Raw genomic sequence first — 24,834 nt, 5'->3', positions numbered from 1 at the left:
ATGCCCCAGACCGCTTTCATGCAGGCGGTGACCCCCGAGCCGCCTGCGCCGAAGAAGACCACCTTCTGGTCGCAGCTCAGGGCCTCCCTGGCCATGTTCAGCAACCCGAAGTCGGCCGCCGGCCTGATCATCCTCGGCGTGTTCGTGCTCGTCGCGATCTTCGCCCCGCTGCTCGCCCCGTACGACCCGGAGGCGCAGAACCTGAAGGAGACGCTGCAGCCGCCGTCGCTCACGCACCTCCTCGGCACGACGCACATCGGCCAGGACGTCTTCAGCCAGCTCGTCTACGGGACCCGCGGCGTGCTGGTCGTCGGCTTCCTGGCGACGATCATGGCCACGGTCGTGGCGATCGTCGTCGGCGTGACCGCCGGCTACCTGCGCGGCTGGAAGAGCGAGTCACTATCGGCGCTCTCAAACGTGTTCCTCGTCATCCCGGGCCTGCCGCTGATGATCATCGTCGCCTCGCAGTTTCAGGACCCGCCGCTGCCGCTCATCGCCGCTGTGCTCGGCCTGACCGGCTGGGCGTGGGGCGCCCGCGTGCTGCGCGCGCAGACCATGTCGCTGCGCAACCGGGACTTCATCCAGGCCGCGCGGGCGAACGGTGAGCCGCTGCATCGGGTGATCCTGGTGGAGATGCTGCCGAACCTGCTGGCGATCATCGCCTCCAGCTTCGTCGGCACTATGACGGCCGCGGTGCTTGGCCTGACCACGCTCGCGTTCATCGGCGTCATCCCGGTGTCGAACCTGAACTGGGGGACCATCCTGTTCTGGGCGCAGCAGAACAACGCGTTCCCGGACTACTGGTGGTGGTACGTCCCCGCCGGCTTGTGCATCGCGCTGCTCGGCGTCTCCCTCGCCCTCATCAACTTCGGCATCGACGAGTACGTCAACCCGCGCCTGCGTTCGGCGGGGGAGCGTGCCCGTGCCATGAAGCGCAAGGGCATGAACGTCAACGCCGCCGTCACGCAGGTGCGCACGACCACCACCGCGGCCTCGGCCGCAGCGACCCCGGAAAGCACGGCATGACCTCGATCCTCCCGTCCACCACCACCGTTCCCGCAGAGGAGGCACTCCCGTACCAGGACCCGTCGCTGACGACCGCCGAGCGCGTGCGCGACCTCCTCGACCGGATGACGGTGGAGGAGAAGGTCGGCCAGATGCTGCAGCTCGACGCGCGCGACGACCTGGCGGACCACGTCCTGCGCCGTCACGTCGGCTCGATCCTGCACACCTCCCCGGAGCGCATCCTGGAGGCCAACCGGCTCACCGCGCAGACCCGGCTGCGGATCCCGCTGCTCGTCGGCGAGGACTGCATCCACGGCCACTCGTTCTGGCCCGGCGCGACGATCTACCCGACGCAGCTCGGCATGGCCGCGTCGTGGGACGCGGAGCTGATCGAGCGCGTCGCCCGCGCCAGCGCGGAGGAGGTCGCCGTGACGGGCGTGCACTGGACCTTCTCCCCGGTGCTCTGCATCGCCCGCGACCTCCGCTGGGGACGCATCAGCGAGACGTTCGGCGAGGACCCGTACCTCATCGGCGAGCTCGCCAGTGCGATGGTCCGCGGCTATCAGGGCGACGGCCTGGACGACCCGACCGCGATCCTCGCGACCGCCAAGCACTTCGCCGGCTACTCGGAGACGCAGGGCGGCCGGGACGCGAGCGAGGCCGACATCTCGCGGCGCAAGCTGCGGAGCTGGTTCCTGCCGCCGTTCGAGCGGGTCGCCCGCGAGGGCTGCCGGACGTTCATGCTCGGCTACCAGAGCACCGACGGCGTGCCGATCACCGTGAACGACTGGCTGCTCAGCGAGGTGCTGCGCGGCGAGTGGGGCTACACCGGCACGCTCATCACCGACTGGGACAACGTCGGCCGGATGGTCTGGGAGCAGAAGGTCCAGCCCGACTACGCCCACGCCGCGGCCGCCGCGGTGAAGGCCGGCAACGACATGGTGATGACGACCCCGGGCTTCTACGAGGGAGCGCTGGAGGCCGTCGCGCAGGGACTGCTCGCGGAGGACGCCTTCGACGCCGCCGTCGCCCGCATCCTGACGCTGAAGTTCGACCTCGGCCTGTTCGAGGACCCTCGCCTCCCGTCGCCCACGCTGGATGAGGTGGTCGGCAGTGCAGAGCACGCGGAGCTGAACCTGGAGATCGCCCGTCGCTCGATCGTGCTGCTGGAGAACGACGGGACGCTGCCGCTCGCGTCGTCCTCGCCGCTGCGCGTCGCCCTGGTCGGCCCGCTGGCCGACGACGCGCAGACCCAGCTCGGCGACTGGGCCGGCGGCTCCGGCCAGGCCGGATGGCTGGACGGGCAGCCGCGCGAGATGATCACCACCGTGCTCGACGGGCTGAGCGCGATCGACGGCTGGACCGTGACGCACGCGCGCGGCGCCGACATCCTGACACTGGAGGACGACCCCCGCGGTGCGACCTTCCAAGACGGGCAGCCGCGGCCTCCCGTGGTCGTGCCGTGCGCGCCGGATGAGGACCTGATCGCCGAGGCGGTGGCTGCCGCTGCGTCGTCGGATGTCGTGGTGGCCGTCGTCGGCGACCGCATCGAGCTCGTCGGCGAGGGCCGCTCCACCGCGACGCTGGAGCTGATCGGCGGCCAGAACGCGCTGCTCGACGCGATGATCGCGACCGGCAAGCCCGTCGTGGTCGTGCTCCTGGCCTCCAAGCCGCTGGTGCTGCCGCCGTCGGTGTCGCGCGCCGCCGCGGTGCTGTGGGCGGCGAACCCGGGCATGAAGGGCGGCCAGGCCCTGGCGGAGCTCATCGCCGGACGGGTCGAGCCCTCGGGCCGCCTCCCGATCTCGTTCGCCCGCCACGTCGGCCAGCAGCCGACCTACTACAACCAGCTCCGCGGCCAGCACGGCGACCGCTACGCGGACCTGACCCAGGCGCCCGCGTGGGCGTTCGGCCAGGGCCTGTCGTACACGACGGTGACGTATGCGGACCTGACGCTCGCCGCCGGCTCGCTCGGTCGTGGCGACGTCATCGAAGCGTCGGTGACGGTGACGAACACCGGCGACCGCCCGGTGCGCGAGACGGTGCAGGTCTACGTCCGCGACCAGGTCACCAGCGTCAGCTGGGCCGACAAGGAGCTGAAGACGTACTGCCAGGTGGAGCTGGCGCCGGGCGAGTCGGCGCGGGTGCGCCTGACGCTGCCGGTGGCCGAGTGCACCATCGTGGACGCCGCCGGCGACCGGAAGGTCGAGCCCGGCGCCTTCGATCTCCTGGTCGGCCCGTCGTCCCGGGACGCCGACCTCCTGGCGGCCGGGTTCGAGGTGCGGTGAGCCGGGCGGGGATTCGGGTCTCGACATACCGGCCAGCCGGTTCTACAGTGCTGGGCGTTGCACTCTCGACGGTCAGCGGCGTCCGTCGGGGGACCGACACTCGGGCTTCGGGGGCGCCGCATCGTCTTTTTCCAGGGAAGAAGGTTCATCGGTGCCCACATCGTCACAACACGCAACCGGCCGGCGCCGCGGCTATCGCATCGCAGCGATAGCCGCAGCTGCCGCCGTCGTCCTCGGCGTCTTCGCCACCGCTCAGGGCGCCGTCGCGTCCCCGGCCCCGCCCGGTCCCGACCTCGGCCCGAACGTCATCGTGTTCACGCCGGACATGCCGCAGTCGCAGATCCAGGCGAAGGTCGACGCGATCGCCGCCCAGCAGGTGAACGACGAGATGGGCACCGGTCGGTACGCCCTGCTGTTCGCCCCCGGCACCTACGGCACCCCGGCGAACCCGCTGCGGTTCCAGGTCGGCTACTACACCGAGGTCGCCGGCCTCGGCGCGTCGCCCGACGATGTGACGATCAACGGCTCCGTCGACGTGTACAACCGCTGCTTCACCGACGGGAGCGGGTGCATCGCGCTCGACAACTTCTGGCGGTCGATCTCCAACCTCCACATCGCCGTCGCCGGCGGTTCGGGCTGCCAGACGAACACCGAGTTCTGGGCGGTGTCGCAGGCCGCTCCGATGCGGCGGATGGACATCACCGGAGGCGGCATGTCGCTGATGGACTACTGCACCGCAGGTCCCCAGTACGCCAGCGGCGGCTTCCTCGCCGACTCGAAGGTCAGCGCGACCATCGTCAACGGCAGCCAGCAGCAGTTCTACGTGCGTGACTCGTCGATCGGAGGCTGGTCGAACGCGGTGTGGAACCAGGTCTTCTCCGGCGTGCAGGGCGCGCCCGCGCAGAGCTTCCCGACGCCGCCGTACACCAGCCTCGCGAGCACGCCGGCCTCCCGCGAGAAGCCATACCTCGTGCAGGGCGCCGGCGGCCTCTCCGTCGTCGTGCCGCCCGCGACGTCGGGTTCGAGCGGCCCGAGCTGGACGTCGGCGGGCTCCGCCGGGCGCACCATCCCGCTGTCCGACTTCTACGTGGCCAAGCCGGGCGACTCGATCGCCCGGATCAACGCGGCGCTCGCCGGAGGCAAGAACCTTCTGCTGACGCCCGGGGTGTACTCCGTCGACCGGTCGATCCACATCAAGCGGGCGGGCACCGTCGTGCTGGGCCTCGGCCTCGCGACGCTCACCGCGGAGAACGGCTCGACGCCGCTGGTCGTGGACGACGTCCCCGGCGTCGACGTCGCCGGGCTCACTGTGGACGCCGGGCCGGTGAATTCCGACGTCCTGGTCCAGGTCGGCACGAAGCACCAGCGCGGCCAGGGCGGCTCGACCGCCGCCGACCCGATCTCGCTGCAGGACGTCTTCCTGCGCGTCGGCGGCCCGCACGCCGGAAAGGCGACAGTCGGGGTCCAGGTAGACAGCGACCATGTGCTCCTCGATGACCTGTGGCTCTGGCGCGCCGACCACGGAACCGGGGTGGGCTGGACGCAGAACACCTCCGACACCGGCCTGATCGTGAACGGCGACGACGTCACCGCCACCGGCCTGTTCGTGGAGCACTTCCAGAAGTACAACGTGATCTGGAACGGCGAGAATGGCCGGACCGTGTTCTTCCAGAACGAGCTGCCGTACGACGCGCCCGACCAGGCCGCCTGGCAGCACGACGGGACGCTCGGCTACGCCGCGTACAAGGTGGCCGACACGGTGAAGACGCACGAGCTCTGGGGCGCGGGCAGCTACATCTACACGAACGTCGACCCGACCCTCCACGCGAGCCGCGCGTTCGAGGTGCCGCTGACGCCGGGCGTGCGGCTGCACGACCTGAGCACGGTGTCGCTGAACAAGGCCGGGACGATCGACCACGTGGTCAACGACACCGGCAATCCGGTGACGCCGACGCACCAGGGGCCGGAGACCGTGACGGAGTACGGGGGCTGAGGCAGGCGCGTGGCTTGGGCAGGAGATTTCCCTGAGATCTCCTGCCCAACGGCGCTTCGAAGGAGTCTCTCGCGCGTGTCGCGGCACGACTCCTTCGCTCGGGTGGGCGGCGACCTCCCGAGGCGTCAGCGGACCAGCCGCCCCTCCCCGTCCCGCGGGTTCACCCGGTGCCCGCTGAGGATCGAGATGCGGTTGAAAGCGTTGATCGCCACCGCGATCCACTCGGCCGCGACGTACGCGGCCTCCCCGAGCACCGCACGCGCCCCGACGAGGTCCGCGCGGGCGTCCTCGGTCAGCGGCAGGAGCGTCGCCGCCTCCGCGATGGCCAGCACCGCCCTGTCCCGCTCGTCGTAGAGCTCCGCGTCCCGCCAGGCGGGGAGCATGTCGAGTTTCTGCTGGGGGACGCCCGCCGCCCTGGCCTCCCGTGAGTGCAGGTCGAGGCAGTAGGCGCAGGCGTTGAGCTGGGAGGCCCGCACCTTGAGGAGCTCGACCTCCTGCGCCGTCAGCCCGTGGGCGAGCGCGCCCTCCGCTACGACGACGGACCACGCTCGTGCGGCCTGCCAGGCCTCCGGCGCCGACTTGTCCAGGTAGGGCGTCACTCGGCGTCCGCCCGCCGCTGGAGGAGGGTGCGCCAGTCGGCGGGCAGCCGGCTCGCCGGTCCGGGAACGCCCTGATCCTCCGGGTGGCTCGTCGCGGGAGCCAACTCCGGGCCCTCCGCGTACTGGTCGGTGCGGAAGTCCCAGTACCAGTCCTCACCCGGCTCGAAGCTCTGGATGTAGGGGTGCCCGGTCGCCGCGGCGTGCGCGCGGGCGTGCCGCGAGAGCGAGTCGTCGCAGCAGCCGACGTGCCCGCACGCGGCGCAGCGGCGCAGGTGCACCCACCAGCCGCCCTCGGCCTCGCATTCGACGCAGCCGGTGCCGCTCGGCGGCGCGCTGGGGTCGATCCCGTCGGTCATGTCCGCCCCTTCGGTCGTGGGGAGGCTCACTCTAGTGTGCGCGCATCACAGGGCCATCCCGGGGACGCGACGGCGGATGGCCTCCAGCTCTGCCTCGTCGGAGATGCCCTGCCAGTCGTAGCGGGGCGTGTAGGGGGATTCGAGCGCGTGCACGTCGTCCTCGCCGAGTTCGACGTCCACGGACGCGACCGCGTCGTCGATCTGCCGGATGGACCCTGCGCCGACCAGGGGTGCGGTGACGACGGGCTGGCGGCGCAGCCAGGCCAGGGCGATCTGCGCGCGGCTGACGCCGTGCGCGTCGGCGACCCGGCCGACCGCGTCGATGATGGCGTGGTTGGACTCCTCCTGCTCGGGGGAGTAGAGGGTGTCGGCGTAGGCGCCGTCCGTCTTCGAGCGCGTGGTGGAGCGGGCGTCGTCCCACCCGCGGGCGAGGCGGCCGCGTGCCAGCGGGCTCCAGACGATCGTTCCGACGCCGTTGTCCAGGGCGAGCGGGATCATCTCGCGCTCCTCCTCACGGGCGAGGAGGTTGTAGTGGTCCTGCATGGTCGCGAACCGCGCCCACCCGTTCAGCTTCTGCAGGTGCAACGCCTTCGCGAACTCCCAGGCGTGCATCGAGGACGCCCCGAGGTAGCGGACCTTGCCAGCTTTGACGAGGTCGTGGAGGGCTTCGAGGGTCTCCTCCCACGGGGTCGTGTGGTCGTTGCGGTGGATCTGATACAGGTCGATGTAGTCCGTGCCGAGTCGTCGCAGCGAGTGGTCGACCTCCTGCATGATCGCCTTCCGCGAGAGCCCGCGGCCGTTCGGGCCGAGGCGCATCGGGTGGCGCAGCTTGGTGGCGATGACGACCTCGTCGCGGTTCGCGAACTCGTTCAGCGCCCGCCCGAGGATCTCCTCGCTCGAACCGAGCGAGTACAGGTTCGCGGTGTCGAAGAAGTTGATCCCCTTGTCGAGGGCGTGCCGGATCAGCGGCCGGGCCTCGTCCTCGCCCTTCGACCAGACCGGGTGCCCGCGGTCGGGTTCGCCGTAGGTCATCGCGCCGATCGCGATGGGGGACACGTCCAGGCCGGTCGTGCCGAGCTTGATGTACTGCATGGGGCTCCTCTAGAGTATGTGGAGAATTCTCCAGATACGGTAATGGAGAGTTCTCCAGATAGCAAGGGGAGATACGCAGTGGTCCGCTCAGACGCCCGCGAGAACCGCGCCCGCATCCTCACGGCGGCGCGGGAGGCCTTCGCCGAGGACGGCGCCACCTCCATGAACCAGGTCGCCCAGCGCGCCGGCGTCGGCGCGGGCACGCTCTACCGCAACTTCCCCACCAGGGAGGCGCTGGTCCTGGCCGTCTACCAGGACGAGGTGTCCCGGATCGTCGGCACAGCCCCGGCCCTGCTCGCCGACCTGGCCCCTCTGGAGGCGCTCCGACGGTGGACGACGGAACTCGTCGAAGCAATGCGCCGCAAGCACGGCCTCGGCGACGCACTCAGCCCCGGTGCCCACCAGGCCATCAACGAGCAGACCTACGGGCCCGTCGTCTCCACCATCGACTCGATGCTTGCGGCGGGAAAAGCGGACGGGAGCATCCGTGCGGACGCCGATGCGGGCGACTTCCTCCAGCTCACCGGCGCACTCTGGCGTGCGGCGCCCGGCCCGGACGACCGCTCGCCCCGGATGCTTGCACTGATCCTCGACGGTCTTCGTGCGCGCTGAACAAGTGGCGGAGAATGGGGGATTCGAACCCCCATCGAGGCCCCAGGGCGCCTGGAAAAGAGGGCAACTTCCGCGGAATTACGCGTAAGTGGCATCTCTTGTTATCTCGTTGAGTTACCTGGATCTCAGAATCTTGTGGGCAAAGTGTGGGCACGGAGTGAGACTGGGTAACGGCCGTATCGTGATGTCCCGAGGCCATCGGAAGAGTTCTGCCACATCACACCGCCAAGGGCTTTGGCGCTCAGGGACAGCGGCATCAGTTAGCGGCTATTGCGCCGGCCTAGTGGTCTGCGGCGCATCGACGCTTATCGGTCGAGCGCCCAGTTCAGGGGCACTTCAGCGGGCGCGTTCGACTTGTTGCGGTCCTAAAATCGAGCGACTTCAATTGGGAGGCTTCTCAGGTGGATACGTTTCTCGCGTCGGTCGCCTTCGCTATCGTGGGCGCAATTGTCTCCATTGCCGTTACATCCTTGGGTGCTATCGCTCGGCGGGCGCAACTACAACGCCAGGTCAAACAAGGCGCCAGCAGTGTGCTGTTCGAGGATGGGACCCTGAAGCCTCCTCGTGGTCGCCAAAATGCGGGCGGCCCTGGGAACTGGTCACTGGATATGAAGATCCGCGAGTTGTCCCGTCTCAGCGAACAACTAAGCCAACTAAGTTCCGAAGTTACCGACGAGTTCAGAATTCGACTCGCAGAGGTCGACAGGCTGAAAACGGAAGCTGAAAACGCAGAGAACATCGCAGCAATTAGCCGACCCGCACTCCTATCGGCGCAATCTCTTGTGAGATCGGAGCTGAACGAAGCACTCCGGAAGAACGGTCGCGCCGATCGGGGATTTCAAATAGTTGTTGCGTTTATCTCGTTTGCAGCCGGCGTGGGAGCCAGTCTTCTGATTGGTGTACTGGCCGGGAAATAGATCGCGGAATGCCCGATCCTCCAAGGGGAGTCTTAGGCTCGCTCGAACCGAGCCGGTCGATTTGCGCAGTGCTTTGATGGGACGATCCCGTGCTCGAGGCACGCCGCCACCACGCCCGAAACGCCTCATCGAGGGTGGATGAGGGCACCTTCCGGTGTTCACATACACTCAGCCCTCGGTGTTTCCTGACGAGTCGCTGATGTTGGTCACGCCGCTACTGGCTAATAGGGCTGAGATGCGGGAGGCCTCCTCCGCCAGTCGGTCGACCCGGCCGCGAATCTCCGAGCTGGCCTCAGTCAGTTCGGGATCGCCGGATCCTGCCTGGACCTCGAGGACGATGCGAAGACGCTCGATCTCGCGCGAGAGCGTTCCAAGTTCGCGGAGCGAGCTCAACGTCCCAATGTCTTCGCGTTCGGCAGCGCTTCGTGGCCGATACGCGCTGGCGGGTGTCGATGATAGCCAGCAGTCGAACTCTGCCGCCGTCATGCCGGCGAGGTCGTCACTGAGATTCGGAAGGTCGAGTGTCGAGTCGGGTCGGCTGATGGGCGCCAGGATCATCGACAGTGGGACATCGAGTCCGCGGGCGATGTTCAGAAGCTGACTGACGCTGAAGTCCGCCTTCCTGCCTGACTCGATGTTCTCCAAAATCGACTCGGTGATATTTCCGCCCGGGATGGCGCTGGCCAACTCGGCCGTCGTGCGAAATCCGCGTTCTCGGCGCGCCAATCTGATGCGTGCGCCGACATTGGTCTCCGATCGAAAGTCTGCCATTACAACAGCCTAGCGCGCATTCTGTTGTCATGTCGCGGAATCCCTGGTATGGTTCTGACAACAACCGAACGACATTTGAGTTGTCGAAACGGAGGAAGAACAAAATGACAGGAGACTACATCCGGCCGATCGATGCGGCCGAACTGACCGGACTGTCGCTGGCAGCGCTCGCGCAACTGCGCTACCGACACCAAGGTCCGCGCTTCTACAAGCCCACATCACATCGCGTGTACTACAAGCGCGCGGAGGTGATCGCATGGCTGGAGACCGGAATCCAGACCGCGACCTCGGCCCTGGCGTAACCGAGCCGTTCAAGACGCAGCCCGGCGTCATCCAGGACTTCGTGGACGGCTATCTGGTGCCGGTCGATCCGATGGATGACCTGCACTGCGATGGCTGCCAGTAGAACAGCTCGTTCACGTCGGCGTGGCCGCTGTCGACTACCCCCATTCGGGGGTAGCGTGCGGCACCAGATGGAGCGGCTGTTTCTTACCCCGATTGCCGGAGCTCCTGGCTCGCGATTCGAGTCAGGGCGACGGTGACGCATCGTGGCTGAGACTCCCGAACTTCAGAGTCGAAGTCGCCACTCAACCATCGAATCCGGGCGCGCCGCCCTAACGCCCCACACCTCCGGCGCAGCTCAGAACACCCCACGTTCCTTCCTACGAGGGCTCCCGCGCGCCCACGCGCGCTGAAGCAGCGCATCTCTGACGAGCCGACCCGGCTCGAACCCGATCCTTCGCATTAGCCACCTCCATGCAAGGAAGGTTGTGATCTCGTGGCTGGAGGAACCCAAGTCCGCCCTCAAGCGGACGCCCGGCTCACAGAGCTACTCCGTGAAGTCGACACCATGCGCTCGTTCGTCCGGTTCCGAATGCGGGGCCGACCGAATGAAGTTGACGCAGTTCTGCAAAGCATCCGCGAAACGGTTTGGCACCGATCTGCCTCCTACGACCCGGAGCGGGGGTCGCCGAATTACTTCGTGTTCGGCATTACCCGCCACGTCGTTCTCCGCGAACTCGAGCGCAAGTACGTCCCGATGGAAGACGTGCCCGCTGACATCGAGTCCAACTCGGATGTCGACCCTCTGGACGCGATGATCAGTCGGTTCGACGCTCATCGGTGGATGGTCCTGGTTGCGGAGTACGTGGGGGCATCCGACTGGCACGTCATGAGCGACCTCAGCCTGTCGGACGGCGACGCTGAGCGCGTCGCCACCGCACATCAGCTGTCGAAGCGGGGCCTCCGCACGGTCAGAGACCGGGTGTGCCAGACGGCGCAGACTGTCCTCGCTGCGCTGGCGGCTGCGGACGCGGGGCTGCCGGTAACGGGGTCCATGATCGTGTCGTGCGTGCCTGAGACCGGTGGGTTTCGGGAGGTCGCGGAAATGATCGACTGCGACACCAACACCATCGCCGCCACCCTGCACATCCATCCCGGCTCCGCGCGAGCGCGGACTGCCACCGCGAAGCGGTTGCTGATGATCGCACGAGCCGTCCTCGAGCAGGAGGTGGCGGCATGATCGGCATTGGTGCGGCGGTCGGGCAGGCGGTGTCGCATCCGAAGACGACGCGGAACCTGCTCATCATCGCTGCTGTCCTCATACTCATCGTTCCCGTCGCGCTCGTTGCCGTGCCGGTGACCTTGGTGATCGCGATGGGAGCCAATGGGTTCGGTGGCGGCGGGGGTGCGTGCGGTGGATCGGCTCCTTCGGTGGAGGCGGGCACCACCGTCGATGGGTACGGGCCGGGCGAGTTGAAGATCGCCGCGACGATCATCACCGTCGGGCAGCAGATGAGCGTTCCCCCACGCGGGCAGACCCTCGCGCTGATGGTGGCGATCGGCGAGTCCGGGCTCCGCAACCTGGACCACGGTGACGCGGTAGACAACTCCACGATCGGTGTCTTCCAGCAGGGTGCCGGCTATGGCACACCCGCGCAGCGGATGGATCCGGCGTCCGCGGCCGCCGCGTTCTACACGCGAATGCTGCATGTCCCGGACTGGCAGACTCTCGCGCCAACGCTGGTGGCTCATGCGGTGCAGATCAATGCGGACCCGAATCACTATGCCCCGTTCTGGACGCCAGCGGAGCAGGTCCTCGCCGCTCTTACTGGAGCGAGCGCGGGTGCGTGCCAGGTGCCGGCGGACGCACATGCGGCCGCCGGGATCCTGGTCGGCGCGATCCAGGCGAAGAAGCTGAACTTCCTGGAGCCGCGGTACCAGGAGCAGGTGATCAACGTGGCGAACGGGACCGCGACACCGGATTGCGCGATCGACGCTCACGTGCTCCAGCTGATCGTCGTCGCCGTTCAGTCGTTCCAGCAGGTCGGGGTGAGCGACCTCAATCGGCGGTGCACCGGGATGACTCCGGGGGCAGGCACGGCCTCCGCGCACTGGAAGGGCAAGGCCGTCGACTTCTACGCCCTGAATCACCAGTCCCTCACTGGAGCGGATGATCTCTCGGTCCAACTGATCCATGTCCTGGACCCGTACGCCCCGCACGGGTCAGCGGTCGGTCAAAGCGACTGCAGGTCCCGTGCGCATGTGTCGCTCGGTGTGCTGTTGAACTTCACCGGCGACTTTCCCGATACCTGCAACCACCAGCACATTCAGGTGCCCTGAGAAACGAACTTCCGAAATGCGCGCCAAAACCCGCCCCCAACCGGAACGTGAAAGTGAAGGGCGGATACGAAACCGAGGTGAATTGAGATGAACAAGAAGCTGATCGCAATCGCTGCCCTCCTGCCTTGCCTGGCTCTCGCTGGCTGCGTCGCGGCCGCCCCTGTTCGGAACCCCTCGTTCTCGACAATCGCGCCGGCCAAGCCGTCGCCGACGCCGACGAACGATGCAACGCCTGCAGCGGACGGGATCGTCGATTCCGTCTACGTCGAGGTCTTCCCCGGCCACACGTTCAAGTCGAAGCAGGGCTGCCGCTGCACTCTCCCGAACTCGGCACAGGAGCTCTTCCCGGCAGGCGCTCCCGTGGTCTTCATGAAGGTGACCATGATCGGCGAGTGGAAGCCCTCGCAGGGGGCTCAGGCCCACCAGGACGTCACCGGCATGACGCTCAAGGGGACCCAGTTTGACGGCCGTCCGGAACCGGCGGTCCTGGACACCGCCGACGGACCTGCTGCCGCGAAGGCCGCACGCCTCCCGTGGCTTCCGCAGGGCCTATTCGGGTCCACGCGCGACTGGACCATCCCGAACAACAAGGAGCGGTCCTTCGGCGCGGCCTGGTATCTCCCCGCCGGCGTCGACCGGCTGGTGCTCACGGTCGACATTCCCTCCGAAGGCAAGCCCCTTCAGCTTGTCGTCCCGCTGCCCACGTCAGCGACGAGCGCCGCAAACGCGAGCGGGGAGTGACGGTCATGGATCTCGTCCTGAACCTGCTCGGCCTGCTCGGCCTCATCTGCGTCGTCCTGCTCGGCATCGCCGCCTCCGGCTACCTCGCCGCTCGGCGGATGAGCGAGACGAATGAACCCGAACCATCGACCGACCCCACGGAAAGGAACCAAGAATCATGAACGCACTCAACGAAGCCCTCGTCACCGTCCACTCCCGAATCGCAGTCTCCGGGGTCCCGAACCCGAGTCCGGACTTCTCCGGTCCCGGCGTCGGAGCGTTGCAGGCGATCGCCAACGTCGTGTTCGCGATCGTGCTCATCCTGGCCATCATCGGCGGGCTGATCGCCGCCGGTTTCATCGTCGTCGGCCACGTCTCCAGCAACGGCCGGGTGCAGAAGGCCGGCATCATCGGCCTGCTCAGCTGCGTCGCCGGCGTCGCGGTCGCCGGCAGCATCGCGGGGCTGATCAACTGGGGCCAGTCGCTGCACGTGGCGTAAATATCATGATCATCCTCGCCGCTGCCGCCCCGCCGGATCCGTTCGCGCCGAACTACGGATGCTTCCTCTCCGACTTCGGCTGCCAAGCCTCCCAGACCCTCGCGCAGTTCATGGGCTCGACGATCAAGAACCTCGGCGACTTCATCGCCACGATGATCGCCGGATCGTTCAACACGAACATCGACCAGGGCAGCTGGAACATCGCGCACTCGCAGTTCCTCTTCTGGATCGCCGTCACCGCCCCGGTCATCCTGATCGTCGCCCTCGTTCAGATCGGGATCGCGATGATCCTTCAGGACTGGTCACGCATCGGGCGGACCGCAGCCGGCGCCGCGTTGGCCATCCCGTTCAGCGCGATTTGCGTGTGGGGGATGCAGAAGGCTTCCGGGATCACCGACGACATCACCAGCAGCCTCACCACTGCCGCCCAGGGTGGCAACCTCGGCGACGGGCTGTTGCGAGTGATCGGCCTACTCGACTTGCCCAACCGGACCTCCAACGCCGTCATGCACAGCTCCCGGTTCACCCAAGACGGCGTCATCTTCACGATGGCCGCCCAGGGCGCGCATGGCCCCGACGCGGTCGGCGAATACGTCATCGCGTTGATGGTCGTGGGGCTGATGATGATCGCCTCCCTGTTCTTGTTCATCGCCATGTCCATCCGCGAATTCGGGCTCCTCGCCCTGGCGGCGATGGCGCCGGTCGGACTGATGATGATCGGCCAACCCAAGCTCACCGCCTGGGCGCAACGCTGGATGAACCTCTCCGTAGGCCTCCTGATCGCTAAACCACTCGCTGCAGGGGTCGTGCTCCTCGCGGTTGAGCTGACCAAGACGAGCCTGAGCATCGGCGTGATCCTGGTGGCCGCTGGCGCGGTGATCGCCGCCGCCTTCAGCCCCTTGTGGGCGACCAAGCTCGTCTCCTTCGCCGGCGCCGAGGTCGGCACCGCCCTCCATCACCGCTTCTCGGTCCGGGACCAGTTCTCGCGTGCCAGCACCGCTTCCGCGCCCGTCCGCACCGCGGCACGGGTCATCAAGGTTGGGAGATAACGCATGACCACCCTCACCGCCGACCAGATCATCACCGAGGAAGGCGCCCCCCGGGTTCGCTTCGCCGCACGGGAACGCCGCGGGATCTTCCTCGGCCTCACTTTCATGCAGCTGGTCGTGATCGGCGCGGCCATCGCGATCCTGCTCTCCACTCTCTTCATCGACAGCAACGCCATCTGGGTGATGCTGCCGATCGTCGCCGTCGTGGTGTTCTTCGCCCTCGCCACCTACCGGCGCGAACCGGTCATCGTGATCGTCGCCCAAGCCACCCGTTACCTGCTGCGGAGCATGGCGGGGCAGACCGTGTTCCGTCGAGATGTCTGGTTCCGTGTCACCATCGCCTCCCTCAACGTTGGCCACGCCAAGGTCGCCGCCGCGACCCCGGTCGTGACCTCCAAGTTCCTGCTGCCGGGTGCGCTCGGGGACGTGCAGATCGTCCAGATCCCCGGCGCAGGCGGGTTCATCTACAACGCCCGCGGCCGTCTCGCCTCCGTCACCGTCCGCGTCGGGTCCAAGGCATGGGCGCTCCGCGACAAAGGCACCCAAGAAGCCGCCTACGACGGGTTCGTCGAATGGCTCAGCTCCCTGGAAAACCTCCCCGGCGTTCGCGAGACCACCATCCGGATCCGCGTCGACCGAGCCTCCTCGAACGAGCTCCGCGACTACCTCGTCGTCCGGGAGAACGAGCACGACCCGCAAGTCACCGCCGAGCTGCGTTGCGAGTATTGGGCGTTGACCCAGGCGGCGTCGAAGCGGTCGATGGGGTTCACCAACTACATCACGCTCACCTTCGACACCGCGGCCCTCAACGGTGCCATCCGCGACGCCGGAAAGGGGCTGACCGGGCTCGCCGCTGTACTCAAGGAGCGGGTGGCCGGGATCGAGACCGCCATGGAGCACGCCCGGCTCACCCCGGCCGGCTGGCTCACCTCCGATGAGCTCGACGAGCTCAACGCGCTCTCCGCTGACCCCGTGGCGGCGGCCACACGGCGTGAACAGGACTCAAGTGTTGTATCTGCGCCGTCGCCGGTGATGGGGATCGACGAGGGCTGGGATGCGCTGCGGGTCGATGAGTCCTGGCACCAGACGTTCTGGGTCGCCGAATGGCCCCGCACCGACGTGCGCACCGGGTTCCTCGAACCGCTCCTCTACGCAGGCGACGCGACCCGGGTGATCACCCTGCAGGTGCGGCCGGTGGCGACGCACAAGGCGCTGGCCCAGCTGAACCGGGCCCAGTCCGACATGGAGACCGCCGCGACGATCCGGATGAAGCTGTCGTCCCGGATCCCGCTCACCCACCTCCGCGAGGAGGAGGACCTGGCGGTTCGGGAGCACGACCTCGTCGACGGCTTCGGCGACGTCCAGTACCGCGGGTTCGTCACCATCTCCGCCGAGTCCAAGGACGCCCTCGCCAAGGCCCGCACGGACATTGAGCAGGCGTCGCACCCGGCACGGCTGGTGTTGGCGTCGATGTCGGGGCAACAGGCTGCCGGGTTCGTGACCGCGGCGTTGCCTGTTCCGCTGGAAGGGGAGTGAGTGCGATGAAGCCGAACACGGTCATCGGCCGCATCCCAGCGAACGAGAAGCCCGGAGCCAACGGCCGCCACCGCCAGACCGCCACGACGGACAAGGACTCGTCGTGGAAGCTTCAGAGCACGGAGTTGCCGGCGTCGAAGATGCCGGCGTGGGGGTGGAAGCGGCCGCACAACCTGCGTGGCCCACTGCGCGCCACCCCACCCGCACACCGCTGCAGCTCCAAGGTTCTCGGCGGCGCGTACCCGTTCCTGGCCGAGACCGGCGACATCCTCACCGGGGCGTACATCGGCGAGAACCTGCTCTCCCGGGCCCCGTTCTGCTTCGACCCCTGGGACGCCTACTCGGCTGAGGCCGTCCGCTCCCACTCGGTTGCCATCCTCGGGGTGAAGGGCACCGGAAAGTCGATGCTCGCGAAGTCCTGGTCCTCCCGGCTGGCCCGGCTGGGGCGGAAGGTCGCGGTCCCGCACGACCCGAACGGGGAGTGGGTGCGCGTCGCCGCCTACGTCGGCGGCACCTCCATCTCCGTCGGGCCCGGTAAAGCCGCCCGGATCAACTTGCTTGATGAGGGGCCTCGGGACCTCTCGTTCTCGGATGAGGACTGGAACCAGAACGTGCTCCAGTACCGTAGGGCGACGGTGAAGACGATCATCCGCCGGCTCCGGGAAGGCGGGAACCTGGAGCCGGTCGAGCACACCGCCCTCGACGTCGCACTCGACGCTCTCCGCGGCCAGTCAACGGTTACCATCACCCACGTCTACAACCGACTCGTCGACCCCGACCAGGCGCTCCCGGTCGAGGTGGCGGAGGCCGGCCACCGGCTCGCACACTCCCTGCGCCGGATGGTGTCCGGGGATCTCACCGGGTTCTTCGACGGCCCTTCCACCGTCCGGTTCGACGCCGACGCACCGATGATGGTCGTCGACACCTCCGCGCTGAAGGGCGCGTCCCCCGAAGCGCAGGCGCTGGCCCGGCTGGCGACGGCGAACTGGATCCGCCGCTCCAGCCTGGGTGCGAACCGGCAGGCGCGGGTCATCATCCATGAAGAGGCTGCGGTCGAACTCCTCAACGACGTCTCCGGCGGCGACGGCCTCGCCGACCGGGTCGAGGACGAGAAGGTCGCACGCCACCTCGGCACCTCCAACTGGTACCTGCTGCACCGTGTCGCGGACCTTGACGCCTTAGGCGATCGCAACAGCGCCCTCCACTCCCGCGCGCTCGGCCTCTTGGCGGACTGTGAGACCCGGATCTCGTATGCGCAGCACTCGGGGGAGATCGCCCGGTCGCGGGAGATTCTCGGCTGGAACGACACCCAGGCCGACCTGGTCCGCAAACTCCACAAAGGCGAAGGGCTCTGGCAGATCGGTCAAGACCGGGTCGCGAAGGTGCGCAACATCTGTACCGACTACGAACTCGGGATCTTCCGCACTGACGCCATGGGCGGTGAGCGAGCATGAGAACTCACGGCTCGTCCTGGACCCAGCTCGCGCTCTACTGCCTCTTCGCCATCGTCGCCGCCGGCGCCCTCACCACCGGCATTGCCAGCGCAACCATCATCGCAACCTGCGGCGGGGGAGGCCAGCCCGGCAGCGTCTTCGCCGGCCTCCAACTGGCCATGGGTGGCGACCCCAGTGGATTCGCTATCGTTCCCGGTTGCGAAGCGCCGGTCACCTTGGTCCGGGTGCTCGACATCCTCGCGGTCTTCCTGCTTCTGAGTGTCGTGGCTGCAGCGCTTGTCTGGTGGCTTCGGTACCGACAGTCCGACCGGCACTTCATCCACGAGCTCCGCGGCCGTGACGGACTCGCCAAGCCCGGCGAGGTCCGCAAGCACACCTCCGCCCGGACCGCCCTCCACCGCGCCAAGAACCTGCGCCCATCGTTGGTGAACCCTGAGCCGTCCGCCGCGGGGTGGAAGGTCGGCAGCGCTCACGGGCAGGACGTCTACGTGTCGATCGAAGACTCGATCGTCGTGGAAGGCGCGCCCCGCTCGGGAAAGGGCTACCGGTTCATCATCAACGCCATTCTCGACTGGGACGGCCCGCTCATCACCACCTCTACCCGCAACGACAACCTCTCTGCCACCATGCGTGAACGCGCCCGCGTCGGCGAGGTCACCGTGTTCGATCCCCAAGAGCTCACCGGCGTCCGCTCCGCGCTCCGGATCTCGCCGGTCGCAGGGTGCGAGGACCCTCTCGTGGCGGACCAGCGAGGGCAGGCGATCATCGCCGGCACCGCCCTTGGTGCGTCGAAGACCAACCAGGAATGGGCTCAAGTGTCCTCCTCGGTGCTCTCCCGACTGCTCCACGCTGCAGCAGTATCGGAGCGTGGCACCGATGCTTTGGCGCGGTGGGGCTCCAACCCGCGGCTCGCACGCGAAGCCGTGAGCGTGCTTGCCAACCAGGGGTCGCCCGGCTGGTCGGAAGACTTGGACGCGATCATCAACGGCGATGAGAAGCTCCTGGCGAACTCCTGGTTCGGAGTCTTCGGCGCCCTCCGCCCCCTCTCCATCCCGTCGATCCGGAAGGCGATGACGCCCGGACCGGGGGAGCAGTTCGACCTCGACGCGTTCCTCGCCGGCTCCAACAGCCTCTACCTCATCGGCACCGGCGCCGGCGCCGGCTCCGTCGGCGGGTTCCTCGGCGCGATCCTCGACGACATCGTCGAAACCGCACGCCGCAAAGCCCTCGCCTCGCCCGGGTCGCGGCTGGATCTCCCGCTCGCACTGATCTTGGACGAGATCGCGAACATGTTCTCCTGGCCCGCACTGCCGCGGATCATGGCAGATGGTGGCGGCATCGGGATATCCACGATCGTTGTTCTGCAGGCGTTGTCGCAGGCTGAGACCGCCTGGTCTCGGTCCGAGGCCGACACGATCTGGTCGGCCGCCACCGCCAAGCTCCTGCTCGGCGGCGCATCTGACGTCGACCACCTACGGGACATCGAATCTCTTCTCGGGAACCGGCGGATCCGGAACACCGGCCACTCGTACAACGACAACGGATCGTCCACGAACGTGCAGAACGAGAAGGTCCCGGTGATGACGATCGACGAGATCCGCCGCATGCCCGAGACCGTCGGACTGCTCGCCTACCGCAACAGGCGAGGCATCCTCCTCGACCTGCGCGGCTGGACCGACCGTGACGACGCCCGCCAGGTAAGCACGGGGAAGAAGCTCACCGAGCTTGACCAGCAGGTCGTGTTCGCCGAACAGTACCAAGCCGCGCTCGATCGCCGAGGATCAGCGGGAGAGGGAAACTGATGTCCAACCGTCGCCGTCCCGCCCGGGACAACACCTACCGCACCAACTACCTACGCTCCGGAGCGTGGTTCGCGCGCCGCGACCACTGGTTCCTCGAGGAAGAACACCGCAACGGCACGATCCGCTGCGCCCTCTGCCTCGGCGCAGGTGGCTCCCACTCCCTCGAGCTGCACCACCTTGACTACCGTGGCGTCACCGAGACGCCACATGGCTGGACCGCCAAGGAGCAGCACGAGGACCTGACGGCGCTCCACCCGCGCTGCCACGAATACGTGCACCAGCTCATCGACCGCGACCGTGTGTTCTCCGGGTTCGTCTCCCGCCGCACCGCGTCCCTGCAGGCCATCGCAAGGCTGCAGGCCAAGATCGCCCACTACATCGAAGCGTCGCTGGAACAGCAATGACCGACGACGACGGCATCCCCCAGGACGTACTCGTCGCGACACTGGCCGAGGGGTGGGACCAAGCACCTCGGCAGTCGCCGGGGATGCTTGGTATCCGCGTCATCAACTGGCGCACCCTCGGAAACGCGGACGCCCCGGAGGTCTGGACCGACCTCCGGGAATGGGTGGTCTGGTTCACCCACCGCTACAACCTCGCCTCGCGGAAGATCCCGCCGTGCTGGTTCAAGCACGGCGCCCTCGTCGAAGAACTCTCCGCACTACACACCGCCTGGCTCGTCTCCTACGACAGCCTCGACGCCGGCTACGGACCCATCGGCTGGCACGAACGCCTCGCCGTCGCCATTCCGCGGCTGGCAAGTTGGTACAACGGCGAATGCCACAACGGTCACACCGAACTCCCACAAACCGGCGACGACGCCGTCCCGACAGAGTGGGCCGACTGGATCGGCCGCAGCCACGCCGGAGGGTAGGTCGTGCGTCCCAGATTGCGCGCCATTTGCGCGCATCTTTTCCTCTCGAACCGGAACGTGTAAGTGAAGGCGACCCAAGGAGTGGCCGCGGAATTGAAAGGAACAGAACGATGAGCACACGAGTCCCGATCAGCATCGAAGGCAACCTCGTCGCCGACCCCGATTACGGCGAATCACAGAACGGCACCAAGTTCGCCAAGTTCACCGTCGCCGTCACCGACCGCAAGCTCGAAGACGGAAAATGGGTCGACGGCGACACCCAGTACCACCGCACCACCGTCTTCGGCCGCACCGCCGAGAACGTCCGCGCCAGCCTCGCCAAGGGCGACACTGTCATCGTCAACGGCAACCTCGAGTTCCGCCACTGGACCGACCAGGCCACCGGCGAACCCCGCGCCGCCACCGAAGTCGTCGCCGACAGCGTCGGCCCGTCCCTGCGCTACACGACCGCAGAGGTCACCCGCCGCGCCCCAAAAGCTGACGGCCCCGTGGTGTCAGCAACGGGGCCGGCTCTTGCTCGAGCGTCACAAACTCAGGGCGCCTCGCGGGCGTAAGGGTTTCGCGCGTGGGGTGGGACCGTTTCGCTGGTCCCACCCCACGCGTATTCAAGTCCGTCTCACTTCAAATCGGACTAACCCACGACACGTCTGCCGAGACGGGTCGAGAACCGGAGGATCGGCGACTCAACCGATAGCTTGGCTTTCGGCGCTCTGTTCGTTGCGCCATTGATGGGGGCAACGTGACTGATCCAACTTGCGGGAATGCGGCGCCGGGACTCTTCCTGGTTGGTGGCGTAGTCAAGTCTCGTTTGAGCCCGCAGGACAGCCACGTAGCGAAAGACCACATCGCTTCTTTGCTCCAGGTTCAAAATCTAGTTGTCCTTGTGGGGTCAGGGGCGTCGTTTCATCTGGGGTCACCGCAAACGAGAAATCTGGACAACTCGGCTGTGGAAGAGCTCATCGGCCAAGCGGGTCAAGCGCTAGACAGCAGCGATGCCGAACTCTTGGCCTTCCTAAATCCGACTGATAGCGGCGATCTGGAAAAGTTGCTGAACGGTCTGCAGCTCGCCGCCTCACTAGCCGACCAAGCTGGCCTCGCCGAGGTGACATTCGGTACCGGCGAAGACGCAAAGGGCTTCACCAAAGAGGAAATCGGTCGCCTCAAGGGCAAGATCAACGTGGCATTCGCCAACGCGTGCATCATTCCGAGTTCGAACTGCGGCATACCCGACCCGCTCGCTGCCCATCGGCAGTTCTTGTCGCGGATTGTAAGGAGCCGTCGCGCCAACCTCCCGCGACCAAAGATTTTCACGACGAATTACGACCTGGTTATCGAGCGCGCGCTGGATGAACTTGGTTACCCGTACATCGATGGATTCAGTGGGACCGTTGATCGCCGATTGAATCTCGCCTACTACGGTCTCGATTTTCATCGGGTGGAGACCACATCGCAGCAGGTAGTGGCACGTGCTGAAAGTGCTCTCTATCTCCACAAGATCCACGGAAGCGTGAACTGGAAGACGAAGATCGGAGATACCGCCGGTGTCACGACTCTGGAGGTTGTCCAGGTGGAAGCGGGGACAGCTTCGGTCGAGGAACCAGTACTTATCTACCCAACGACGGCAAAAGAGGGTGACTCGCTCTCATACCCTTACTCAGACCTAATGCGGCTTCTTAGCGATGCCGTGCAACAGAACGACACGGCAGTTCTCACAGTCGGGTACGGGTTTGGCGACCCTCACATCAATCGCATTCTCCTTAGAAGCTTGGCGATCAACCCAGCGATCAACGTACTTGCGGTTGACCCTTATGCGATTCTGGAAAAGACGGACCTTGCCAAGGCAGTTCTGGATGACGATTTGGTTGGTAGCACCCTTGAAGGGAGGGCTCTTCCGACGCGTGAGACCCCGCTCGGAGCCCTGGCAAGAGCGGATGATTCGAGAATTGCAGTGCTCACTGGACCCGCCGGCGAGTTTGTTAATCTCGTCGATTTGTTGCCAGAGCCGGGCCTTGACTTGCAGGTAAATGCGCCAGCCGCGATCATGACACTCGTCGAGTCGCTTGAAAAGATCACGTCTGCTAGCGGCACCGCTGGGACATCAGATGATGACGGTGGCGACGAGGAATGAGTGATGTAGGGGTCATCGGTCGAGTGACGGCCGTGCAAAGCGCGATACTCCGTGTGTCGCTCGATATTGGCGCGAAGGGCTTCACCAAGGTTGGTCCCGACGGCCTTCAGACGGTTGGAGTCGTGAATTCCTACGTCACGGCACCTGCGGGTGCTCATCGTGTCGTCGCGATCGTGACCGGCGTTTCCATCGTCAGCCGAAATGAATCGAACGGAACTCGGAGCCTCCTAAGCGAAGACGATCAAGCCGCCTACGAGCTGGAAGCCGCGGTAGTGGGTCGTTTCGAGGGTGACGAGTTCAAGTCCGGGCTTACGGCGTATCCGTCGCTTCACGCGCCCGTTCGAACGGCGACGCCGGCGGAGGTTAGAAACATCTTCTTGCCCAACAAGACCGCGTCGTTGCGCCTGGGTTCAGCTGCGATTGCAGCGGAACAGGATGTGTTTCTCGACGCTAACCTTCTTTTGGGACATCATTGCGCAGTTGTCGGCTCTACCGGATCCGGCAAGTCCTGCACGGTCACCGCCTTGGTAGATAGCCTGCTCGAAAAGGACATACCGAGCGGCCACATCGTCGTATTCGACATCAACGGTGAGTACGCGCAGTCGTTTGCCGCAGATACGCCGCGTGGTAGAAGGACTAGGACCGTCGTGCTGGGTCCAGCGCCCGGAACCGACTCTGCGTTGTTTCTGCCGCATTGGTTCATGAACAACGAAGAACATCTGGCCCTGTTTAGAGCAAGTGAAGGTGTTCAAGCGCCTGTGCTGCAGAGGGCCGTCGCAGATGCGAGGGTCTCCGGCGCAACGTCACAGGTGGAGGCCGATCGACTCGACAACGTGCGCAGCACAATCGCCATAGTCGAATCCAACTTCACCAACACCAAGGACGCAGAGGGGCCGACATTCAGACAACTCGCCGACCTGGACCGACTAATCCAGTTTCAGGCGAAGCAGAGCTCGCCAATTCAAGCGAGATGGCAAGCCATGGCTCAACTCGTGTCATCAGCCCTGACAAACTCCGGGCTTACCGACAACCCCAAATGGGCCCCTCTAACTCCAAAGCACAGAGAAGTTATTGGAGAGCTTGCACGCAAGCTCAAAACGGAAGTAGGCGCAGCGCTCAATGATCTTGGGCTAGGGAGTGGGGCTGCCGGTGCGGATTTCGATGCACCGATTTACTACGATCTACAACAGCTTTGCGACTACTTCCTACCCAACCGCGTCCAGTTGGAACAGGCGAACGACAACAAGATCGCTGGCTATGTGGCCACTCTGCAAATGCGACTTAGTCGATTGCTCGCAGACGGCCGCTATGACTTCATGACTCGGATCGAGAAGCACTCCGACCCTCTTGGCTCGTACCTCCGGATCCTTATGGGCGAAGATCCCACCCAGGGCGAGGAAGCTTCGGACTGGCCCGCAGCGGCGAACTACCGGCACCAAGCATCGCAGCACGGCGAAGGCGCTTCAGTCACGATCTTCGACCTAAGCCTTGTTGCCAGCGATGTCTTAGAGAACGTCACGGCGCTTTTGGGCCGCATACTTTTCGACTTCGCGGTGAGAAGTGAGCCACGCGCTGCTCATCCGGTCTTGCTTGTATTAGAAGAGGCGCATCGCTTCATTCCCGCGCGACGAGAGGTTGGCGGAGCAGGAAGTCGCTCAACCTCGGTCTTCGAGCGAATCGCGAAGGAGGGGCGGAAGTTCGGATTGTCCCTGCTTCTCGCGAGTCAACGGCCAAGTGAGCTCAGCGAAACCGTAGTCGCCCAATGCGGGACGGTCATCGCTCATCGGCTCACCCATGAGGCTGACCAGGCTCTTCTCCGTCACGCGACAGCGCTGAGCTCGCGGGCACTGCTCGATCAGCTGCCCGGACTCGCTCAGCAACACGCGCTGGTAACCGGCGTAAGCGTAGGGGTCCCTGCAGCTGTGCGAATCCGGGACGTTCTCGTTCCGCCAAAGAGCAACGACCCCGATTTCATGTCGAGCTGGACTGACCCCCATAACTTGGAACGTCTCCCGAAACATATTGACGACGTCGTTGCCGGGTGGCAGGGGTCGGCGTAGAAAGCGCCACTGGCTCGCGACGTCTAGCGCGGCGGTTGGGTGCACACTGGGTGCATGCTTGACCTGCCACAGCCATTACCTTGGAGAGCTTCGGATCAAGAAGCTGTCGAGCTCTGTCGCAAGTGGATGACCTACTTGGGGGCACCCGATGTTGTCGTTGCTTCCGACCCCGTCAAACCGATCTGCGATCTCTACAGCAGCCGGTTTCTTGCTTGGGTGGACAATCGACGCGGGAACCTTGGGCTTGACGCGGTTGAAAAGGCCGCGGCCACGGCATCTGCCGATGGGCGCTACCCATTGCTCTTCTTATCTGGGGGTATTCTGCCGGAGGCTCAGGACCGTGCAGACGTTCTCGGCTTAGCCCTCCTCCGGTTCGACGCGCAGGGAGGCAACCTTGATGGTGCGAACCGCGTTGGCCGGCAACTACGACTAAGCGGGCTGGCCGTCAACTAGCCGATCG

25 protein-coding genes are annotated in these 24,834 nt (G+C 66.1%); 21 read left to right on the top strand and 4 right to left on the bottom strand.

Features of this window, described 5'->3' with window-relative positions; genetic code table 11:
- The 3 genes from ABCS02_RS17995 (at nt 1) to ABCS02_RS17985 (ending at nt 5,283) form a co-directional block, all read left to right on the top strand.
- Entirely contained in the window at nt 1-1,026 is a 1,026-nt protein-coding gene (locus tag ABCS02_RS17995) for an ABC transporter permease (RefSeq protein WP_345837336.1), read from the top strand.
- Nucleotides 1,023-3,290, top strand: coding sequence for a glycoside hydrolase family 3 N-terminal domain-containing protein (locus ABCS02_RS17990; protein WP_345837039.1), 2,268 nt, complete (start codon nt 1,023-1,025; stop codon nt 3,288-3,290). The genes ABCS02_RS17995 and ABCS02_RS17990 overlap by 4 nt, the downstream gene beginning before the upstream one ends.
- A gap of 151 nt (nt 3,291-3,441) precedes the next feature.
- Complete coding sequence (locus tag ABCS02_RS17985; RefSeq protein WP_345837038.1) at nt 3,442-5,283, top strand: adenylyl cyclase; 1,842 nt, start codon at nt 3,442-3,444, stop codon at nt 5,281-5,283.
- A 125-nt stretch (nt 5,284-5,408) separates the two neighbouring features.
- Here the strand turns inward: ABCS02_RS17985 and ABCS02_RS17980 are convergent, their stop codons facing one another.
- Genes ABCS02_RS17980 through ABCS02_RS17970 form a run of 3 tightly spaced genes read right to left on the bottom strand, consistent with a single transcriptional unit; the run spans nt 5,409 to nt 7,330 of the window.
- Nucleotides 5,409-5,882 carry a carboxymuconolactone decarboxylase family protein gene (locus tag ABCS02_RS17980; RefSeq protein ID WP_345837037.1) on the bottom strand — a complete coding sequence of 158 codons (474 nt, stop codon included), beginning with the start codon at nt 5,880-5,882 and terminating at the stop codon, nt 5,409-5,411.
- Entirely contained in the window at nt 5,879-6,238 is a 360-nt protein-coding gene (locus ABCS02_RS17975; RefSeq protein WP_345837036.1) for a UBP-type zinc finger domain-containing protein, read from the bottom strand. The genes ABCS02_RS17980 and ABCS02_RS17975 overlap by 4 nt, the downstream gene beginning before the upstream one ends.
- 45 nt (nt 6,239-6,283) lie before the next feature.
- Nucleotides 6,284-7,330 carry an aldo/keto reductase gene (locus tag ABCS02_RS17970; protein WP_345837035.1) on the bottom strand — a complete coding sequence of 349 codons (1,047 nt, stop codon included), beginning with the start codon at nt 7,328-7,330 and terminating at the stop codon, nt 6,284-6,286.
- Nucleotides 7,331-7,408: 78 nt separating this feature from the next.
- Between ABCS02_RS17970 and ABCS02_RS17965 the strand changes: the two genes are divergently transcribed.
- Both ABCS02_RS17965 and ABCS02_RS17960 read left to right on the top strand, forming a co-directional pair.
- Nucleotides 7,409-7,942, top strand: a complete 534-nt coding sequence (locus ABCS02_RS17965) for a helix-turn-helix domain-containing protein (RefSeq protein ID WP_345837034.1) — start codon at nt 7,409-7,411, stop codon at nt 7,940-7,942.
- A 401-nt stretch (nt 7,943-8,343) separates the two neighbouring features.
- A complete protein-coding gene (locus ABCS02_RS17960; protein ID WP_345837033.1) occupies nt 8,344-8,859 on the top strand; it encodes a hypothetical protein in 516 nt (171 codons plus the stop codon).
- A gap of 168 nt (nt 8,860-9,027) precedes the next feature.
- On the opposite strand, the gene ABCS02_RS17955 is transcribed toward ABCS02_RS17960, so the two are convergent.
- Nucleotides 9,028-9,630: a hypothetical protein gene (locus ABCS02_RS17955; RefSeq protein ID WP_345837032.1), complete on the bottom strand. Its 603-nt coding sequence runs from the start codon at nt 9,628-9,630 to the stop codon at nt 9,028-9,030.
- Nucleotides 9,631-9,734: 104 nt separating this feature from the next.
- On the opposite strand from ABCS02_RS17955, the gene ABCS02_RS17950 reads away from it, so the two are divergent.
- The 16 genes from ABCS02_RS17950 to ABCS02_RS17875 all read left to right on the top strand — a co-directional run bounded on the left by ABCS02_RS17950 (nt 9,735) and on the right by ABCS02_RS17875 (nt 24,827).
- Complete coding sequence (locus tag ABCS02_RS17950; RefSeq protein WP_290473096.1) at nt 9,735-9,932, top strand: hypothetical protein; 198 nt, start codon at nt 9,735-9,737, stop codon at nt 9,930-9,932.
- 680 nt (nt 9,933-10,612) lie between these two features.
- Nucleotides 10,613-11,152, top strand: coding sequence for a hypothetical protein (locus ABCS02_RS17945; protein WP_345837031.1), 540 nt, complete (start codon nt 10,613-10,615; stop codon nt 11,150-11,152).
- The gene (locus tag ABCS02_RS17940; protein WP_345837030.1) at nt 11,149-12,252 is read left to right on the top strand and encodes a hypothetical protein; all 1,104 of its coding nucleotides are present in this window, start codon (nt 11,149-11,151) and stop codon (nt 12,250-12,252) included. Before ABCS02_RS17945 ends, ABCS02_RS17940 begins: the two co-directional genes overlap by 4 nt.
- An 87-nt stretch (nt 12,253-12,339) precedes the next feature.
- Entirely contained in the window at nt 12,340-12,993 is a 654-nt protein-coding gene (locus tag ABCS02_RS17935) for a hypothetical protein (protein WP_345837029.1), read from the top strand.
- Between the two features lie 5 nt (nt 12,994-12,998).
- Nucleotides 12,999-13,154 (top strand): hypothetical protein, encoded by a 156-nt coding sequence (locus ABCS02_RS17930; protein ID WP_345837028.1) that lies wholly within the window; start codon nt 12,999-13,001, stop codon nt 13,152-13,154.
- Entirely contained in the window at nt 13,151-13,471 is a 321-nt protein-coding gene (locus tag ABCS02_RS17925; RefSeq protein WP_345837027.1) for a hypothetical protein, read from the top strand. The genes ABCS02_RS17930 and ABCS02_RS17925 overlap by 4 nt, the downstream gene beginning before the upstream one ends.
- Before the next feature lie 5 nt (nt 13,472-13,476).
- Nucleotides 13,477-14,520, top strand: coding sequence for a hypothetical protein (locus ABCS02_RS17920; RefSeq protein WP_345837026.1), 1,044 nt, complete (start codon nt 13,477-13,479; stop codon nt 14,518-14,520).
- 3 nt (nt 14,521-14,523) lie between these two features.
- Nucleotides 14,524-16,056, top strand: coding sequence for an SCO6880 family protein (locus ABCS02_RS17915; RefSeq protein WP_345837025.1), 1,533 nt, complete (start codon nt 14,524-14,526; stop codon nt 16,054-16,056).
- A 5-nt stretch (nt 16,057-16,061) separates the two neighbouring features.
- A complete protein-coding gene (locus tag ABCS02_RS17910) occupies nt 16,062-17,510 on the top strand; it encodes an ATP-binding protein (RefSeq protein WP_345837024.1) in 1,449 nt (482 codons plus the stop codon).
- Nucleotides 17,507-19,312 carry a TraM recognition domain-containing protein gene (locus ABCS02_RS17905; RefSeq protein WP_345837023.1) on the top strand — a complete coding sequence of 602 codons (1,806 nt, stop codon included), beginning with the start codon at nt 17,507-17,509 and terminating at the stop codon, nt 19,310-19,312. The genes ABCS02_RS17910 and ABCS02_RS17905 overlap by 4 nt, the downstream gene beginning before the upstream one ends.
- The gene (locus tag ABCS02_RS17900; protein ID WP_345837022.1) at nt 19,312-19,716 is read left to right on the top strand and encodes a hypothetical protein; all 405 of its coding nucleotides are present in this window, start codon (nt 19,312-19,314) and stop codon (nt 19,714-19,716) included. Before ABCS02_RS17905 ends, ABCS02_RS17900 begins: the two co-directional genes overlap by 1 nt.
- Entirely contained in the window at nt 19,713-20,186 is a 474-nt protein-coding gene (locus ABCS02_RS17895) for a hypothetical protein (RefSeq protein ID WP_345837021.1), read from the top strand. Before ABCS02_RS17900 ends, ABCS02_RS17895 begins: the two co-directional genes overlap by 4 nt.
- A 110-nt stretch (nt 20,187-20,296) precedes the next feature.
- On the top strand, nt 20,297-20,740 hold the full coding sequence (locus ABCS02_RS17890; protein WP_345837020.1) for a single-stranded DNA-binding protein: 444 nt from the start codon (nt 20,297-20,299) through the stop codon (nt 20,738-20,740).
- A 392-nt stretch (nt 20,741-21,132) separates the two neighbouring features.
- Nucleotides 21,133-22,314, top strand: coding sequence for an SIR2 family protein (locus ABCS02_RS17885; protein WP_345837019.1), 1,182 nt, complete (start codon nt 21,133-21,135; stop codon nt 22,312-22,314).
- Nucleotides 22,315-22,337: 23 nt separating this feature from the next.
- Nucleotides 22,338-24,374, top strand: a complete 2,037-nt coding sequence (locus ABCS02_RS17880; protein ID WP_345837018.1) for a DUF87 domain-containing protein — start codon at nt 22,338-22,340, stop codon at nt 24,372-24,374.
- Nucleotides 24,375-24,428: 54 nt separating this feature from the next.
- The gene (locus ABCS02_RS17875) at nt 24,429-24,827 is read left to right on the top strand and encodes a hypothetical protein (RefSeq protein WP_345837017.1); all 399 of its coding nucleotides are present in this window, start codon (nt 24,429-24,431) and stop codon (nt 24,825-24,827) included.
- Nucleotides 24,828-24,834: the final 7 nt, after the last annotated feature.

Source organism: Microbacterium sp. X-17, from assembly GCF_039615055.1.
This window is presented reverse-complemented; position numbering and strand designations above follow the sequence as displayed.